The sequence below is a fragment of the Pseudomonas sp. TMW22089 genome (assembly GCF_022496645.1).
Taxonomy (GTDB): domain Bacteria; phylum Pseudomonadota; class Gammaproteobacteria; order Pseudomonadales; family Pseudomonadaceae; genus Aquipseudomonas; species Aquipseudomonas paraversuta.
On record NZ_SCFG01000035.1, the window covers coordinates 17,867 to 36,119 of the forward strand.

Genomic DNA, 18,253 nt, shown 5'->3' on the forward strand with positions numbered 1-18,253 from the left:
GGGCCCGGCATCAAGCCAGGGCCATTGCCTGCATCCGGCGCTTCAAGGTGTCGGAAGGCAACTCGGCGAACTGCCGGCGATACTGTTCGGCAAATCGCCCCAGGTGGACAAAACCATAATCCAGGGCCAGCTCGGTGACGCTGCGCACGTTGCAGCTGGGATCGGCCAGGCACGCCTGGATCCGTAGCAGTTTCTGCTCACGGATAAAACGTTGCGGCGTGGTGCACATGTGCTTCTCGAACAGGGCGTACAACGAGCGCACGCTCAGTTGCGCCTGATCGGCCAGGCTCTGGACACTGATGTCTTGCTGCAGGTTGCAAGTGATGTAATTCACCAGTCGCTCGAAGGTGCTGCTGGAACAGGCCAGGTGCTCGCGCCGCACGTTATTGCGCATCAGGGTCAACATCTTGCTGGCAACTATATGGGCGTAATGCTCCTGAACCCGGGCCAGCGCAGCACCGTCCTCGGCTTCGGTGCAGATGGTGGCCAGCAAGGGCACAAAGGCTTGCAGTTGATCCAGTGCATAGCGCTGTTGCAGAAAACGGATGCCTTCGCCCGGGTAAAGCCAGCGCTGCTCCTGGCAGATCTGCTCCAGCAGCCTGCTCGGCACTTTCAGGATGAATTTTTCGCAGTCATGGGAATACGTCAGGTCTACCGGATCATCGGGGTTGATCAGCAACAGCTCCCCCGGCACCAGATGGTGTACCCCGTTAGGGCCACGCCACAGGCAGTCACCGCGCAGCAGAACCTGCAGATGGAAGATGTCCTCCAGCGCATCGGATACCACACGCACGCTGGAGCCATAGCTGATCCGGCACAGGTCCAGGCTGGCAAACTTGCGGTGATTCAAGTGCGCCTGGGCAGTGGCTTTGCGCGGCAGGTGAATACAATGGCTGCCGACATGCTGATTCACATAGCCGGATACCGCATGGGGGTCGGCGTTCTTGAACACCTCACTGCGTTCGCTTAGCAGGGGCATATTCATGGCGGTCACTCTTATATTATTTTTATCAATCAGGCGCAGTACAAATGTGACAGTTACAAGCAGGCCTCGGGATTCTCGACCAGGATCCGTCTTAATACCAATACAAATAAGGTTCGGCACGATACCTCAAAGGTATTCGAACAGCCTGCCGGGCTGTACAAGCACCCAGGCTAACCCTCGGTGGATGTTGCGCACACACTGACCGGCCGCCGTTTGAGCATCACCACATGCACCGTCAACCCCAGCAGCAAGCCCCAGAAAGGGGCTGACAAACCCAGAAAAGAAACCCCCGATGCGGTCACCAGAAAGGTGAACAGGCCGGCATCACGGTCCTTGGCATCTGACACGCTGCGTACCAGAGCATCATTGATCGCGCCATACAACGCCAGGCCCGCCAGGCCCGCGATCAAAGCCTGGGGAAAGGCTGCGAATACCGACACCACTGTTGCCCCTGCCATGCCCAGTAACAGGTACAACAAACTGCCCGACAGCGCTGCGACGTAGCGCTTGCGGGGATTCTCATGGGCTTCGCGCCCGGTGCACAGGCTGGCAGTCACTGCGGCAAGGTTGAGCCCGTGACAGCCGAAAGGGGCCAGTATTGCACCGACCAGGGCACTGGCAGTGATCAACGGGCTTGCCGGCGTGGTATAGCCGGCGCCGCGCAGGACGGCTATACCGGGCATGAACTGCCCGGTCAGGGCCACCAGCAGCATGGGTAACGCCAGACTCAAAGTGGCAGACAGGCTGAACTCGGGCACTATCCATTGCGGCGTCGCCCACGCGAACACCAGGGCCTCGCCCCGAAACTCGCCACTGATCAGGGCAATGCCCGCCCCTACCACCAGCACAGCCGCCACTGCATAGCGGGGCCACAGCTTGCGAAAACCGATATAGGTCAGAAACATCGCGCCGATCAACAGCGGCGCCTCAGGTGCCGAGCGAAAGGTTTGAATACCGAAGCTGAACAGAATGCCGGCCTGCATCCCGGCAGCAATCGACCCCGGCAGATGGGCCAGCAATTTATCGAACACAGCGCTGTAACCTATTACCCACAGCAACAGGTTCGCCACCAGGTAGGCACCCACGGCCTGATTCAGGCCGATCTGGGGCAACGCCGTCACCAGCAGCGCCGAGCCTGGAATCGACCAGGCCACCACCACCGGAACTTTGTACTTGAGGGACAGGAAAGCGCCGAGCACTGCCGAGCCGATGGAAATCGCCCAGACCCACGACGACAACTCAACGTCTGACAGATGCGCCTGCTCAGCAGCATGGAAAATGATAACCAGCGGGCCCGCGTAGGAAATCAATGTTGCGATAAACCCGGCAATCACTGCCGACAATGACAGGTCGCGAAACAGAGTTGGCATAGCTACCTCATGGTCGCCGGGATTTGAGTGCCGGCGCACCCTCACCCGGCCCGGGATAAGCATTCGGCGTGGTCTCAGCTGTCCTGCAACACCCGCGGACGCTGGCTGCGCTGCTCGCCGCACGGACTGGCGGCCGGCTGCAACTGGAAGTCGAACTCAAGCTCTGCATGACGGCCATCCACTCCCCGGTTGCGGGCAGCTGCCTGGTCGTCGACAAACACCACCTGGCCGACCAGGCCGTCGCGGGTGGCGAAAGCAAAGTCATCCCACAGGTACTTGTCCCCTGACAGATTGATCTGGGTGGTCAGGTGCCGGTAGCCCGCAGCCGAGATGAAGTAGTGGATATGCGCCGGGCGCTGGCCGTGGCGTCCGAGCAGGTCCAGACACTCCTGGGTCGGGCCGGCCGGGTTGCAGCCGTAGCCGGACGGCACAATGGAGCGCGCGCGATAGCGGCCCTGGGCATCGGTGACGATGCGTCGGCGCAGGTTGTACTCCGACTGGCTGGAGTCGAAGTACGAATAGGTACCCCGGGTGTTGGCATGCCAGAGATCGACAATCGCCCCCGGGACCGGATTACCGTCGGTATCGCGCACCACACCCTCGAGAAACAGTACCGTCGCCACCCCATCTTCGCTGCCATCGTCGAGCCTCGCCTCGCCCTGACTGATCGGCGCCCCGGCCACGTACAGCGGTCCTTCGATGGTGCGCGGGGTTCCGCCGACGTATCCGGCACTGGCGTCTTTGGCGTCTTGCAATAGATCGAGAAAATGCTCGACACCAAGACCGGCGACCAGCAGCCCGGCCTCGCTACGGGCACCCAGGCGATTGAGATAATCCACCGCCGCCCAGAACTCGTCATCCGTCACTTCCAGGTCTTCGACGATCCGCGCCACCTCGTTCACCAGGCGCAGCAGCAACTGTTTGGCCCGCGGGCTGCCCTGGTCGTTGCCCGTACCGCTGACCTCCTTGAAAAAGGCCTGGAGCTCAGGGGTCTGGGAAATTTTCACGGTCATTCTGACTACCTCTTTTATTGATTTATATTGCCCGGGCCGGCAACGCAGGGGCACACGTGCGCCGTCTGGCGCTGACAGCAAAGACCGCCATGGCCAGCGCAGCCACCACGCCGGGGATGGCAAAGGCGACAAAGTTCAGGTGCAGCGGCAGGCCCAGGCCCATTAACAGCCCGCCCAGCACCGGCCCGACAATCGCACCGTTACGGCCGATGCCCGAGGCCCAGCCCAGGCCAGTGGAGCGGATGGACAGGCCATAGAGCTGGGCGGCACCGGCGTACAACAGGATTTGCGTGCCGATGGTGGTAGCGCCCGCCACACCTATCAGCAGGTACAGCAGCGGCGTCGGGCTGTTGAAGCCCAGCAGACTGATGGCCGCAGCGGCGATCAGGAAGTAGACGACCATGACTTTCGTCAGGTTCAGCCGATCACCAAGCCAGCCGCCACTGATGGCACCCAGCATGCCCCCCAGGTTCAGTGCCACCAGAAACGACAGGCTCGAGCCCAGGCTGTAACCGGCGCTGGCCATCAACTTCGGCAGCCAGGAACTGAGCGCATAGACCATCAGCAGACAACAGAAAAATGCCACCCAGATCGCCACTGTCCGCACCGCCCGGCCTTCGCGAAAAAGCTCCAGCACCGACGCCGCTGCCTGCTTGCGGTCATCAACCAGCAGCCTGTCACCCGCAGCAATCACAAGGCCTGGCTGCAGGCGCTGCAACAGTGCCCGGGCTTGTTCATCACGCCCTTGGCGCACCAGAAAACCAATGGATTCGGGCATGTAATAAAGAATCAGCGGCAGCAACAGCAACGGTAACGTCGCCAGCAAAAACATCGACTGCCAGCCGAAGGCGGGCAACATGTAAATTCCGGCGCCGGCACAAATCAGGCCGCCCAGGGAGTAGCCGCTGAACATCACGGCCACCAGGGTGCTGCGCATGCGTTTGGGTGCATATTCATTCATCAGCGCAACCACATTCGGCATCAAGCCACCGCAGCCAAGGCCGGCTATAAAGCGCCAGACTGCAAACTCGGTGGGCGTACTGGCAAAGCCATTGATGATGGTCGCGACACTGAACAGGACAAAGCAGATCGCGATGCCTTTCTTGCGCCCGATGCGATCCGCCAGACTGCCGAACACCAGTGCGCCGAACATCATGCCGAACAAGGCATAACTGCCCAGCGCCCCGGCCTGCAGTGGCGTCAGCCCCCACTCCTGCATGATCACCGGCAATACCACGCCGTAGATGAACAGGTCATAACCATCAAAAATCAGCAGCAGAGCGCACCACAACATGACCATCCAGTGGAATCGGCCAAACCGGGCATTGTCGACAATTGCATGAACATCCAGAGTTCCCATGGCTTTTATTCTCTTGTTGTTATTGGGCGCCTGTGTTTCGGGTACCGCTGTGTATCGGGCTCAGCCCAGGTCGCCACCGCCTACGGGCAAGGTAACGCCGGTGATATAGGACGCGTCATCGGACGCCAGGAACAGGATGGCCCCCACCTGTTCGTCGATCGAACCATAGCGTTTCATCAAGCTACTGTCCTTGGTCTGCTCGACGATCTGCGAGTACCACTGTTGCTCTTGCTCGGTGGCGGCAGCACTGTTGCGCGGAATCCGGCGCGGCGGTGCATCTGTGCCACCGGGGGCGGTGGCATTGACCCGCACACCGCGCCCGGCGGTTTCAAAGGCCAGGCAGGCGGTCAGTGCATTCACCCCGCCCTTGGCTGCGCCATAGGGCACACGGTTGACCCCGCGGGTGGCGATCGAGGACACATTGACGATCACACCGCTGCCTTGTTCCAGCATATGCGGCAGCGCGCTGTGACAGCACCAAAGGGTCGGAAACAGCGAGCGCCGCACCTCCGCCTCGATCTCCGCGTGCAGATAATATTCGAAGGGTTTGGCCCAGATAGTGCCGCCTACGTTATTGACCAGAATATCCAGCCTGCCGAAGTGCTCGACGGCCCGGTCCATCACCTGCTGGCAATCTTCATAGCGCTCCAGGTCTGCGGTCAGCGTCAGGGCTTGGGGTGCCAGTTCATGCACCAGCTCGCTGCGGTCAACCGCAACGACCCTGGCCCCTTCCAGCAGCAAGCGTTCCACCACCGCGCGGCCTATGCCTTGCGCCGCGCCGGTGACCAGCGCGACTTTATCCTTGAATCTCATGCTCATGATGATCTCCAGACCCGTTGTCCTAGCCGCGTGTTCAAGCAGCGCTGGCGGCGAATTTTTCGTAGTAGAAGTTGGCGGGGGAAATGCCCTGCTCGCGGATGTACTGGCTCACGGCTTCAACCATCGGCGGCGGTCCGCACAGATAAATATCCACATCACCGCCATTCAGATGCTCCGGGGCAATGTGCTGGGTGACATAGCCCTTTTGCGGCCATGCGCTCTGCGGGTTGGCCACGCAGGCACTGAAGGTGAAGTTGGGAATGCTCGCTGCCAGGGCTTGCAAGCGGTCGATTTCCACCAGATCGAAATCGTTGGTCACGCCATAGATCAGGTGCAGTGGATGCTCACTGCCCTTTTGCGCGATGGTCTCGAGCATGGCCGTAAACGGCGCCAGACCGGTACCGCCGGCCAGCAACAGCAAGGGCCGCTTGATCGGGCGCAGGTAAAAGCTGCCCAGGGGGCCGGCCAGGCTCATGTGGTCGCCGACCCTGGCCAGCTCGGTGAGAAAATGGCTCATCAGGCCGCCGGGGACATTGCGAATCAGGAAGCTGACACGCCCGTCTTTCTGCACCGAGCTGAAAGAGTAGGCACGGGTCTGATCACTGCCCGGCACCTGCAGGTTTACGTACTGACCCGGCAAGAATGTCAGGTCAGCCAGCCCGGCCCCCTGAATCGACAACGACAGGGTGCTGTCTGACAGGCGCCGCACTTCCTCGATGGCGCCTTCATAGGAGGACTGGCGGGTTTTGCATACATCCGATGACGTCGGGATGTGCACCACGCAGTCACCCCTGGCGCGCATCTGGCAGGTCAGGACAAAACCTTCAGCGGCCTCGGCGGCGGTCAGGGCATCGTCGATGTATTCCTCACCCAGGTCATATTCACCGGATTCGGCGAAGCATTTGCAGGTACCGCAGGCACCGTCACGGCAGTCCAGGGGAATGTTTATCCCCTGGCGGTACGCTGCGTCAGCCACGGTTTCGCTGGCGCTCGCGTCGATAAAACGGGTCACGCCGTCTTCGAAATTCAGGGCAATCTTGTGGCTCATGGCATACCTCGCATGACTGCACTCCCCCCGCACGCTTGGCGGGCGCTGGAATGCAGCCCGGTTTACAGGTGGTAGATATCGATGACCTGGCGCACATAGTCGTTTTTCAGCACCACTTTCTTGGCCTTGATCAGCGGCTGTTCACCGCGGGTGTCGAGGGTGTAGAAGCTGGTGCCGAAATAACTGTCGACGGTCTTGTAGCGAAAGCTCAGGGTGTGCCAGTTGAAACGCACCACGCACTGGTCCGCGCTGCGCTCGACAATCTCGATATTGCTCAAGTTATGGGAGGTGCGGGTGTCCGGTATGCTGGCACTGGAACGCTCGGTCTTGATCCGGAAAATGCGGTCTTCCAGACCTTCCCTGCTGCCGTACCAGATCAGCGATATTTCGCTTTGCGGGTCCTCGGTCAGCTCGTCATCGTCATCCCAGGACGGCATCCAGAACGTCGCATCGGCGGCGTAGAGTTCCAGCCACTGGTCCCACTGTTTGTCGTCCAGATGCCGGGCTTCGCGATACAGGAAATCGCGCACGGTGTCGTATGACAGGCTCATTGGACCTCCCGCGCAGGGATCTTGCCTGCCTGTTCAGCGGCCACGGCCTGCAACATGGTGTCTTGCCAGTACTTGTGCTGTTCCACAAACAACCCTTCGTCTTCGGTGCGCACGCCGCTGAGCAACGGCTGCAAATCAATTTCCAGCGCCGCCTCGTCCGGCCCTTCGACCCAGTGTTCGGCGCCACGGGACATATCGTTCCAGGCGGTGGCACTGCCTTGGTAACCGATCTGGCAGGAACGGAATTCCTCCAGATCATCGGGGGTGGCCATACCGCTGACGTTGAAGAAGTCTTCGTACTGACGAATGCGCAGGGCCCGGGCTTCTGCACTCTCGCCCACCGGGGCAATGCAGTAGATGGTGATCTCGGTCTGGTTGACCGAAATCGGCCGGGCAATGCGGATCTGCGAGCTGAACTGGTCCATCAGATAGACATTGGGGTACAGGCACAGATTGCGCGAGTTGCCGATCATCCAGTCGGCGCGGGCCTGACCGAAATCACTGACCAACTGATCACGGCGCTCATACAACGGCCGGTCCTCGGGGTTCGCCCAGCGCGTCCAGAGCAGCATGTGGCCCTTGTCGAACGAGTAGAAGCCGCCACCACTTTTGGCCCAGCCACCGGCACTCATGGTGGGGTTGGCATCACCGCTCTGGCGCTCTTTGCGCTGGTTCTGGGTGGCGGCATAGTTCCAGTGCACCGAACTGACGTGGTAACCGTCGGCACCGTTTTCGGCGGTCAGTTTCCAGTTGCCTTCGTAGATGTAGCTGGAGGAGCCGCGCAGGACTTCCAGGCCATCGGGGGACTGATCGACGATCATGTCGATGATCTTTGCCGACTCCCCCAGGTGTTCGGCCAGGGGTACCACATCGGCATTCAGGCTGCCGAACAGAAAACCCCGGTATGACTCAAAGCGGGCGACTTTGGTCAGGTCGTGGGAGCCCTCGCAGTTGAAGCTGGCGGGATAGCCTGCGTTGCCCGGGTCCTTGACCTTGAGCAGCTTGCCGGAGTTGTTGAACGTCCAGCCGTGGAACGGGCAGGTATAGGACGACTTGTTGCCGCGCTTGTGCCGGCACAGCATCGCCCCGCGGTGGCTGCAGGCATTGAGGAAGGCATTGAGCACCCCGTCTTTGTTGCGCGCGATAAAGACCGGCTGACGACCCATCTGCAGGGTGATGTAGTCGTTGTTCTGCGGGATCTGGCTTTCATGGGCCAGGTACAGCCAGTTGCCTTCAAAAATGTGCTTCATTTCAAGGTCGAACAAGCGAGGGTCGGTGAACATCTCACGCTTGCAGCGGAAGCGGCCTTCATCACGGTTTTCTTCAAGCAAGGAATTGAGATACTCGACGCCTATGGACATGGCCTGAGCCTCCGTTGTAGTTATGGGGTATTGGCAGTGTCCACGACCTGCGCGCCGGGCAATATCCGTTACCTGCAGACCGCTATCCGCTTTGTGCAAAGTGGCACGCCGGCCATCGGCGTCTTGCCTCGCAGGGCCCGGCGCAGCGTTGCCAGGATGCTCCAAGCCCTTGATTTATAAGTACTTAACAACAGATCCCGCGCTTCGAAATGGCGCTGCGGGGCGGGCAAAATGTCACCTAGCGTTCGTTAATCGCACGACATCGCATGCAGCACCGCCCTCTCGGGCTGAATGTTTGGCACCCTAGGCACATGCTCTGTCGGACCGTGCCCCAGTGGTCGGCCATGCAGATTGATCTGTTCACTCAAACTAAAAACAGGAGCACGCCTTGATCAACAAAACCTTCGAATCCATCGCTGCCGCACTGGATGGAATTGCCGATGGCTCGATCATCATGGTGGGTGGCTTCGGCACTGCCGGCATGCCGTCGGAACTGGTGGACGGGGTCATTGCCTCGGGCGCTCGCGACCTGACCATCATCAGTAACAACGCCGGCAACGGTGAAATCGGCCTGGCCGCACTGCTCAAGGCCGGACGGGTCGCCAAGGTGATTTGCTCGTTCCCGCGCCAGTCCGACTCCTATGTGTTTGACGAGCTGTACCGGGCCGGAAAAGTGCAGCTGGAGGTGGTACCCCAGGGCAACCTGGCCGAACGCATCCGTGCGGCCGGCTCCGGAATCGGTGCGTTCTATTCCCCGACCGGGTACGGCACGTTGTTGGCCGAAGGCAAGGAAACCCGGGTCATCGAGGGCCGCAACTATGTGCTGGAAATGCCACTGCACGCCGATGTCGCGCTGATCAAGGCCGAACAGGGCGACCGCTGGGGCAACCTGACCTACCGCAAAGCCGCGCGTAACTTCGGACCGATCATGGCCATGGCGGCGACCACGGCCATCGCCCAGGTCAACCGGATCGTCGAGCTGGGTGAACTGGACCCCGAGCACATCATCACCCCGGGGATCTTTGTCCAGCGTGTGGTCCAGGTGCCATCCGCCCGTTCCCCGATCGCCAACGTCAACTGAGGCCCACCATGACCGTCATGAAAAAACTTTCGCGCAATGAAATGGCCCAGCGCGTGGCCGAGGATATTCTCGAGGGTGCTTATGTAAACCTGGGCATCGGCGTACCGACCCTGGTGGCGAACTACCTGGGTGACAAGGAAGTGTTCCTGCACAGCGAGAACGGCGTGCTGGGCATGGGCCCGAGCCCGGCCCCGGGGGAAGAAGATGATGACCTGATCAACGCCGGCAAGCAGCATGTGACATTGCTCGCCGGTGGCGCCTATTTCCATCACGCCGATTCGTTTTCGATGATGCGCGGCGGCCACATCGACATTGCCGTACTGGGTGCTTTCCAGGTCTCGGTCAAAGGCGATCTGGCCAACTGGCACACGGGCGCCGAGGGTTCGATCCCTGCGGTGGGCGGCGCGATGGACCTGGCCACCGGCGCGCGCCAGGTATTCGTAATGATGGATCACCTGACCAAGACCGGCGAAAGCAAACTGGTGCCGCAGTGTACCTACCCGCTGACGGGCATCGGCTGCGTCAGCCGGATCTATACCGATCTGGCGATTCTGGACGTCACCGCCCAAGGCCTGCTGGTACGTGAAATTCTGGCGGATATCAGCTTCGAAGCCTTGCAGGAACTCAGCGGCGTGCCGTTGCTTCAATAACACCCCAGTCCAACTGCATGGGGTCGCCTGCGGCCTCACTGCCCTCACCACCAGCGGATCAGAGCACCGGTCTGCATGGCCGGTCTTTACCGCCCCTGCGCCAGCCATACCTTTGAGGTATTGCACGCCACCCAAATGATATTAGACGCCCACGGCAGCGGCATTTAGCCTCTGCCCCGGCAGGCTGTGCCTGCCCATAACTATAAAAATCCTGGAACTGCCGGAGCCGCCATGAGCACGCACTATTCCATTCCCGAATTGATCGACAGCAGACCCATCAGCGCCTTTCAATGGCGGGTTTTTGCCCTGTGTTTTTTCGTGGCGATTCTCGACGGTTTCGATACCCAGGCGATTGCCTTCACCGGCCCTTCAATCATTCAGGCGTTCGGGCTGGGGGCTGGTGCGCTGGCACCGATCCTGACCGCCGGGATTGTCGGCATGGTGCTCGGGGCAATGGCTCTGGGGCTAATGGCCGACAAGCTCGGGCGCCGGCCGATCATCATCACTGCAGTCGCACTGTTTGCCATTGCATCCCTGGCGACCGCCTTTGCCCGAACGACGGAACAGATCCTGGTCTTGCGCTTTATTGCAGGCATCGGCATGGGCGGCGCGACCCCCGTGGTGCTATCGCTGGCAGCCGAGTACGGCAGCGCCAGACAGCGTGGCACGATCATGACTACGGTATTGCTGGGTTTGCCTGCCGGGGCCATTCTGGGCGGTTTGCTGGCCGCCTGGATGCTGCCGTCCATTGGCTGGCAAGGCATCTTTGCAGTGGGTGGCATCGTGCCGCTGTTACTGCTGGCGGTATTGATCTTCGCCCTCCCCGAATCCTTGTATTTTTTAACCAGGCGCCAAAGCGTTGTCAGCCGCAACCAGATCGGAAAAATCCTCACAGGCATCACAAAAACCCGGATTGACCCGGACAGTACCTACAGTGTTCCGGAACTGGAGGTTAAAACCGGGGTGAGCTCTTTGTTCCGCACAGGGCTGGCCCGCAACACTCTCGGGATATGGACGGTGTACCTGTTCAACTGGATTGCATGGTTCATGCTTCTGTCCTGGCTGCCTACCGTGCTCAAAGCCACCGGCCTGCCGGCAGAGCAGGCGCCCATGGGCACGGTGGCGGTCAATACGGTGTTTGTGGTTTGCGCGATCCCGCTCTCGATCATCCTGCCGAAAATCAATACCCGACTGTTGCTGCTGATCCTGTTCGGATTTGGCATTGCCCTGTGCCTGGGCCTGGCTAACAGTGGCAACCACTGGGCACTGGTATTCACCCTCGCCGGTTGCGCAGGCCTGGGTATTGGCGGTCAGCAAATCGTATTGAACTACATGGTTGCCCAGGCGTATCCCACCGCATTGCGCGCAACTGCCACCGGCTGGGCCATTGCGCTGGGGCGTGTGGGAGCCATCATCGGTTCTGCGAGCGGCGGCTGGTTTCTCGAACACGGCGGCCCCGCAGGCTATTACAGCGCGCTGGTGGTACCGTTGGTGATTGCCACGGTCGCCCTGCTGATCATTCGCCCCCGGCCCGAAGCCGCTGGCGGCCCATTGAGACTTGCATCTGCCTGGACATCATGACCGGTTTCGGCGGCCTGATGCGGTTCAGCGCCCACCGCGCAACCATTGCAGCAAGGAGCCAGCACTGGCGTACTGCCGAAAAATGGCCTGATAGCCGTCGAAACGACTGCTGATCTCGCTGACCTGATTACTGAAGTGATCGCTCTCGGCACTCAGTACATCCAGAAGCGTACGTTTACCCAAGTGGTACCACTGTTGGTAAAACGCCTGGCGTATCTGGTCGGTTTCAGCCGTCAAGTCCCGGTACAGCTCGGCGCGTTCGAACAGGGTTCGGGCATCGTGACTGGCGTTGCGGATGTAGTACTCAAGATCCAGGCGCTGCTGCTCGGCTTCCTGGCGACCGGCCTCGGCACGATGCAATGCTGCGCGCTCGGCGGCCCGTGTCGAGCCGCCCCGGAACGCCGCCCAACTTACCGCCAGCGACGTTTGCAGTGGCTGGCTGCGGCCAATGCCATCTTCGGCAGTGGTCTTGCTGATCACCCAGTTCAGTTGTGGCAACGAGGATGAACGTACGACTTGCGCCTGCAATTGAGCCGCCCGGGCGCTGGATTGAGCCCGCTGGATATCGGGATGATCATCCAGGTGCTGCAACAACCCGTCCAGGCTGGCCAGGCGGATGTTCCATTGGCGGGTGCGAGGGATCATGATCGGTCGTTCACCGATCAGTTTGCGCAACTGTATCTCGGCGCCCGAGGCCTGGGTTTGCGCATTATCGCGTGCCGACTGCGCCTGGAGCAGACGCGCCCTGGCCTGAGTCAGTTCGCTGGAGCGACCTTTGTCGACCGCAACGATCCCGGCGAGCATCTGTACCAGATCACTCATGCGATTTTCGTACTGCTGGCCAAGATCGATGATGATGCGCTGTTTACCCAATTCAACCATCGTAGCCAGCACTTCGAATGCCGTGTTTTCCAGCTGCGCCTCAATGCTCGCATTAGCGGCCTGCGCCAGATGCTGGCGGCTGGCGATGGTCTTGCCGATACGGCCCCAGTCATACACTGGCGTGCTGAGATTGAAATTGATCCCCGCCGAGCCGGTGCTGATATTGTCTTTCCCCGGGCCGAGCCCGGCGGTTTTTGACTGCATGGCAATACCCAGCTGCGGCCAGCGCTGGCCTTTGGCTTCATCGATATCGTCCACTGCGGCCTGGTGTTCGGCTTGGGCACGACGGACCAGCGGGCTGAGCTCGACCGCCGACTGTACGGCGCGCCAGAACATATCCCGCAATTCATGTTCTGACGGCCCCGGCACTGCACCGGGCGTACGCACAGCAACACGTTCCGGCAACCCTGCCAGCGCAACGGCGGACACGCCTGCAAGCGTTTGGACCCTGACGGGCTGGCTGGCTACCGCTTGAGATATTGGCGGTTGCTCTTCGGCTTGCAGGGGCGCCGAATTCAAACAGGCCGCCAGGCAGAGGGTGAATAACCAGCTCACGCAAATGGGCCACTTACTCTCCAGGTGGCCCGGCGCAACATGCCCCGAACGGGCAAGATTTAACATCATGATTAGCGCTCCCGGAACGCTTCGCGAGCCTTTAAGACGGGCTTGAGCAAATAGTCGAGGATGGTTTTTTCACCCGTACGGATTTCCACCGACGCCAGCATCCCCGGAATGATCGGCAGGCTCCTGCCACCGGCTTCAAGTGTGCTGCTGTCGGTCAGTACCAGCACCCGGTAATAGGTGTCGTCGGCGCGTCCCGCAGCGACTTTTTGATCGTCCTTGAGTGTGTCCGGGCTGATGTACTGGACAACGCCCTTCAGGCCGCCATAAATGGCGTAATCGTAAGCCGTGACTTTTACCGTGGCCGGCAAACCTGGATGCAGGAACGCCACGTCGCCGGGACGAATCTTGCCCTCGACCAGCAACTGCTCCTCCAGCGGAACGATCTCGAGGATATTTTCGCCTGGCTGGATAACCCCGCCGATGGTATTGACCCGCACGTTTTTCACCGTTCCGCGTACCGGCGCAATCACAGTGGTGCGATCAACGATGTCCGCTCTGCCGATGAGGTTTTCATGGGTCTGGCCCAGTTCCATCTCCATTCTGCTGAGCTCCGAATTGGCATCGGCACGGAACTTGTTGGTGCGCTCGACGATTTGCGATTTGATGTCATTGGCCTGACGCTGCATGCGCAATAATTCAACCTCCGACATCAAGCCTTTGGCCGCCAGCGGTTCTGCCAAGCGGATCTCACGCATAGTCAAGGTATGGCTGCGCTCCAGCGCTGACACGCTTTCATTCAACGCTCGCTGGCGCGCATTGAACGCCTGGGTTTCCTGGGCCACGACGCTTGGGTCCTGCTTGACCGTGTCATCGAAATCCAAAGGTGTCTGATACGCTTCAGCGCGCAAACGGGTGATGCTGGCCCGCAAGCCGATGACTTTGGACAAGGCCTCGCGATAACTCGACCGGGCACGGGTCGGGTCAATTTTGAGCAGCACTTCACCCTTCTCGACCACCGCGCCTTCGCGAACATACATGTGTGCCAGGATCCCGCCTTCCAGGCTCTGGATCACCTGTTCACGACTCATGGAAATAATTCTCGCCTCTGTCTGGGTGATTTCTTCAACCCGCGCATAACTGGCCCAGACAAGCCCGCTGACCAGTACACCCAGGATCAGGTACAGCACCAGTTTGGAACCAGGCGTGGTCTGGGCCAGTAACGATTCCTGGACGTCATTCATGAACGCCGCATCGCCGGGCGCGAGCGCGGCCTCACCCTTGTTGCGGCGGAAAATTTTGCTGATCATTGCGACGTGTCCTTGCGAGCGGGCTCGCCAACCGCTGTTACCTGGCCTGGATTACCGGCCGCTTCAGGGCCTGGCGCGGTGAATGGCCGTGGCGGGCCGACCTTGACTCTGGCGGCGCTGCCCGGGGCCTCGCCGCCGACTGCGGACAGTCCTTGGGCGTTGCCCGACAAGGTCGCTAGGACTTTGTCTTTGGGACCGTCGGCGACAATCTTGCAGTCGTCGACCACGATGATGCGTGTGACCAGGGCCAACAGTGATGGCCGGTGAGTAACGACCACCATGGACTGACCTTCGGTGGCCCGCTTGAGGTGCTCGAGGAACAGCACTTCAGTCTGGGAATCCATCGCGCTGGTGGGCTCATCCAGCAACAGCAATTGCGGACGGGAAATCAGGCTGCGTGCCAGCGAAACCAGCTGGCGCTGCCCGCCGGAAAGGCCTTCGCCCATCTCGCCGATCGGCAGGTTGATACCGCTGGGATGCCTGGATGCAACATGGTCCAGGCCGGTCAGGCGCAACACTCGAAGAAACTCTTCAGCGCTGGCCTGGGGACGGCCGATCATCACGTTTTCACGCAAGGTGCCATAGAACAATCGGGCGTCTTGCCCCACGTAGCCTACCGCTTGGCGCCAGTCGGCCGGGTCGATCTGGCTGACGTCCAGACCATCACTGAACATTTGCCCGCTGACCGGTTGATAAAGGCGCGCCATGATCCGCAACAGCGTCGATTTACCGCTGCCGATGCGGCCCAGAATTGCCACACGCTCACCGGCCCGGATCTTCAGGTTGATGCCTTGGAGTATCGGCGGGTTAGGTTGCATCGGCGGCGCCGGATAAGAGAAACCAACACCTTTGAGAGTCAACTGGCCAGTGAGGTGCGGCTTGGCCAGGTACTCGGTCCCGGGGGCGCGATCCACGGGCATGTCCATCAATCGATTAAGCGACTGCATGGCCGCCTTGGCCTGCTGAAAACGTATGGCCAGCCCTACTACCTGACCCAGCGGTGCAGTCGCGCGACCAGCCAGCATCACGGTAGCAATCAACGCCCCCATACTCAGGTCACCGGCATCAATCAGGTAAACCCCGGTGATGATCAGCACCACGGTTTGAAACTGCTGGAAAAACGCGACCATGCCAGTGGCCGAGTTGTTCATCTGGCGCGATTTAAGCGAGGTATTGGCCGCCAGTGCACTGAAGTGCTCCCAGCGCCGCTGCATGTAGGCTTCACCGCCCACGGCTTTCAGGGTTTCCAGACCTTCTACCGACTCGATCAGCACGCCTTGCTTGAGCGACGACTCCCGCAGGTTTTCTTTCATGGTGCGTGCGAGCGGCCATTGAATGGCAATGCTGATGATCAGAATCAATGGAATCAGCATCACCGGAATCCAGCCCAATTGGCCCCCGATGGCGAAAATCACCGCTACGAACAGCAACACGAATGGCAAATCAGAAATAGTTGCCAGGGTTGCCGAGGTTGCAAAATCACGCACCGACTCAAATTCACGCAACTGGTTGGCAAACGAGCCGGATGACGCCGGTTTATGCTCCATCTGCACCGACAACGCTTGGCGAAACAACATGCTGCCCAGCACCAGATCCGCCTTTTTACCAGCGACATCCAGCAGGTAGGCCCGCACATAGCGTGCAATGGCCTCAAAGATCATCGCGATCGCCACACCGATGCCCAGCGACCACAAGGTGATAAAAGCCTGGTTGGGCACCACCCGGTCATAGACGTTCATGGTGAAAAAGATGCTGGCCAGCGCCAGCACGTTCACCAGTACCGCGCCGATGGCTGCACTGCGGTAGTAGCGGCGATAGCGCCACAGGGTGTTGAACAGCCAGTGGCCGGCAGGCCGAGGCGTTTGATCGCCGGCGCGGGTATCGATCCTGGCGGTTGGCTTGACCAGAACGGCATGACCGGCATACATCGCGTCCATCTCTGCCTGGCCGAGTTCGACAGGCTCATTGCCCAGCTCCGGCAAGACCAGCTGGTAGCGGTAACGGGATTTTTTTTCGCTATCGGTATCAATCCGTCGATCCAGCAAAATGCAGGCACCCTGCTCCTTGCGCAGCAGGATCATTGGCATCAACTGCTTTGGCAGGGCATACAGGCGCCGGTCCACCAGACCAGCCGTGAAACCGGCATTGGCCAGCGCTGCCAAGGCCAGCGATGGCGAGAGCAAGCTGCCCTTGGGCAAGCCGGCGGTGAGAGCCTGGGGCGACTTGCCCAAACCATAGTGGTCACAAATCCATGACACGCTCTGCAAGAGCGAATCCTCGATAGTGGTCGAAGGCTCAGGCACTGCCCGAGCCTCCATGCTTGAATTGACAGGCATGTCTGTGGCCATCACATGCTTCCTGAAGAGGGTTCGCCATACGGCGAAATTGGTATTGGACGATCACCCGCAGCAGTAGGGCGATCGCTTGCGGGGACCTTGGGTCCATTGGGAATAGAGTTCGATATGCTTTGAAGACATGCTGACTGCGGTTAAACAAACGCTGAACCCTGCCGCTGAGCAGCCTGGACGGTTGGCAGTCGAGCCTGGAGAAACGCAAGGCAAAAAAACCGCGATACCGGCTACCGGCATCGCGGAATTCCCGCTTATACAACTGAGTCGGTGTTCAAAGACCGGCCGACCTGCAGCATGTTTTCAGGCGAGAACCATCACAGCGGCGGTTGCAGCAACTCCTCAACAGGTAGTAACAGCTCCGGTGTAAAAGCCATGCAAGTGAAGCCCGCGACGTTGCCAGACGGCGCATGCCCGGCTTCGGAAAGAAAGGCGTCCATCAGCCTCAGGGTCTGCACGGGATCCAGCTCAGCCACAGGCGCAACGGTTTCGCCAAACACATCGAGGTGGCTATCGGCCAATACATTGTCGAGTGACAGCGCGTGGCTGTATTCGTCCGCTACGGGCTCTTGCAACGGGTCAACGATAGTGAGGTCGAACGGCTCACTGCTGACACCGCCGACCACCGCCGTGAGCGTATGCTCCCCATATGGCAGCCAGGCTGTGAAACCCCAGTACCCTGTATCGTTGGCCTGCAGGGTATGGATCAGTTGGCCATTGGAGTAGATCTGAACGATTGCGTGCGGGCCTGCTGTACCGGCCAGCACGGGCGAACGATCGTCAATCGTATCGCCACTGTAGCGTTGCCCGACATCACTGCCGAAATCGTCATATACATATTCGATGGCAGGCCGGATCGGCTCACCCACTTCGGCCGGCACCTGAACATCAATTATGTAGCTGTCGCTGAACTGGCCCTCGGAGGCTACTTTCAGCACCTGCTGGCCGTTTTCCAGAGCGGAAGTGGTGATGCTCCAGTTGCCGTTGCTGTCGGCCTGGGTGCGACCGACTTCGCGACCGTTGGCATACAGCTGAACAATTGCACCCGGCCGCGCATTACCCGAGACCGTCGGAGTGTTGTCGTCGGTGATGGCGCCCTCGCCCACCAGGCCTGACGAACCCTGATTGTCGTAGACGCTCTGAATGCTCAGTGGAGGGGTTGTGAAAGCCTTGACATTGATGGTGAAACCGTCGCTGAACTGGCCTTCGGAGGCTACTTTCAGCACCTGCTGGCCGTTTTCCAGAGCGGAAGTGGTGATGCTCCAGTTGCCGTTGCTGTCGGCCTGGGTGCGACCGACTTCGCGACCATTGGCATACAGCTGAACAATTGCAC

General features: G+C 60.2%; 15 protein-coding genes. 3 read left to right on the top strand and 12 right to left on the bottom strand.

From position 1 onward, the window contains the following. Window positions 1-10: 10 nt before the first annotated feature. The 8 genes from EQV90_RS20635 to benA all read right to left on the bottom strand — a co-directional run bounded on the left by EQV90_RS20635 (window position 11) and on the right by benA (window position 8,507). Window positions 11-985 (bottom strand): AraC family transcriptional regulator, encoded by a 975-nt coding sequence (locus EQV90_RS20635; protein WP_003446329.1) that lies wholly within the window; start codon window positions 983-985, stop codon window positions 11-13. A gap of 170 nt (window positions 986-1,155) precedes the next feature. After that, window positions 1,156-2,355 carry a benzoate/H(+) symporter BenE family transporter gene (locus tag EQV90_RS20640; RefSeq protein WP_240878611.1) on the bottom strand — a complete coding sequence of 400 codons (1,200 nt, stop codon included), beginning with the start codon at window positions 2,353-2,355 and terminating at the stop codon, window positions 1,156-1,158. A 74-nt stretch (window positions 2,356-2,429) separates the two neighbouring features. Then, window positions 2,430-3,368, bottom strand: a complete 939-nt coding sequence (catA, locus tag EQV90_RS20645) for a catechol 1,2-dioxygenase (RefSeq protein WP_160627439.1) — start codon at window positions 3,366-3,368, stop codon at window positions 2,430-2,432. Window positions 3,369-3,390: 22 nt separating this feature from the next. Then, window positions 3,391-4,728 (bottom strand): MFS transporter, encoded by a 1,338-nt coding sequence (locus EQV90_RS20650; RefSeq protein ID WP_010657217.1) that lies wholly within the window; start codon window positions 4,726-4,728, stop codon window positions 3,391-3,393. A 60-nt stretch (window positions 4,729-4,788) separates the two neighbouring features. After that, the gene (locus EQV90_RS20655) at window positions 4,789-5,547 is read right to left on the bottom strand and encodes a 1,6-dihydroxycyclohexa-2,4-diene-1-carboxylate dehydrogenase (protein ID WP_003446310.1); all 759 of its coding nucleotides are present in this window, start codon (window positions 5,545-5,547) and stop codon (window positions 4,789-4,791) included. 34 nt (window positions 5,548-5,581) lie between these two features. Next, window positions 5,582-6,595, bottom strand: a complete 1,014-nt coding sequence (gene benC / locus EQV90_RS20660; protein ID WP_003446309.1) for a benzoate 1,2-dioxygenase electron transfer component BenC — start codon at window positions 6,593-6,595, stop codon at window positions 5,582-5,584. Between the two features lie 62 nt (window positions 6,596-6,657). Then, window positions 6,658-7,146 (bottom strand): benzoate 1,2-dioxygenase small subunit, encoded by a 489-nt coding sequence (gene benB / locus EQV90_RS20665; RefSeq protein WP_003446308.1) that lies wholly within the window; start codon window positions 7,144-7,146, stop codon window positions 6,658-6,660. After that, a complete protein-coding gene (gene benA / locus EQV90_RS20670) occupies window positions 7,143-8,507 on the bottom strand; it encodes a benzoate 1,2-dioxygenase large subunit (RefSeq protein ID WP_003446307.1) in 1,365 nt (454 codons plus the stop codon). The genes benB and benA overlap by 4 nt, the downstream gene beginning before the upstream one ends. A 388-nt stretch (window positions 8,508-8,895) precedes the next feature. Between benA and EQV90_RS20675 the strand changes: the two genes are divergently transcribed. The 3 genes from EQV90_RS20675 (at window position 8,896) to EQV90_RS20685 (ending at window position 11,819) form a co-directional block, all read left to right on the top strand. Next, window positions 8,896-9,588 carry a 3-oxoacid CoA-transferase subunit A gene (locus EQV90_RS20675; protein ID WP_003446305.1) on the top strand — a complete coding sequence of 231 codons (693 nt, stop codon included), beginning with the start codon at window positions 8,896-8,898 and terminating at the stop codon, window positions 9,586-9,588. Between the two features lie 8 nt (window positions 9,589-9,596). Next, on the top strand, window positions 9,597-10,238 hold the full coding sequence (locus EQV90_RS20680) for a 3-oxoacid CoA-transferase subunit B (protein ID WP_003446304.1): 642 nt from the start codon (window positions 9,597-9,599) through the stop codon (window positions 10,236-10,238). 231 nt (window positions 10,239-10,469) lie between these two features. After that, window positions 10,470-11,819, top strand: a complete 1,350-nt coding sequence (locus EQV90_RS20685) for an MFS transporter (protein WP_240878612.1) — start codon at window positions 10,470-10,472, stop codon at window positions 11,817-11,819. Between the two features lie 24 nt (window positions 11,820-11,843). Here EQV90_RS20685 and EQV90_RS20690 read toward each other — a convergent pair whose 3' ends face one another. The 4 genes from EQV90_RS20690 to EQV90_RS20705 all read right to left on the bottom strand — a co-directional run. Beyond that, the gene (locus EQV90_RS20690; RefSeq protein WP_003446302.1) at window positions 11,844-13,325 is read right to left on the bottom strand and encodes a TolC family protein; all 1,482 of its coding nucleotides are present in this window, start codon (window positions 13,323-13,325) and stop codon (window positions 11,844-11,846) included. Window positions 13,326-13,327: 2 nt separating this feature from the next. Next, entirely contained in the window at window positions 13,328-14,572 is a 1,245-nt protein-coding gene (locus EQV90_RS20695) for an HlyD family type I secretion periplasmic adaptor subunit (RefSeq protein ID WP_003446301.1), read from the bottom strand. After that, entirely contained in the window at window positions 14,569-16,875 is a 2,307-nt protein-coding gene (locus tag EQV90_RS20700; protein ID WP_240878613.1) for a type I secretion system permease/ATPase, read from the bottom strand. The genes EQV90_RS20695 and EQV90_RS20700 overlap by 4 nt, the downstream gene beginning before the upstream one ends. A gap of 362 nt (window positions 16,876-17,237) precedes the next feature. Continuing rightward, window positions 17,238-18,253: Ig-like domain-containing protein (locus tag EQV90_RS20705; RefSeq protein ID WP_240878614.1), on the bottom strand; the 1,016-nt coding region annotated here is incomplete at its 5' end.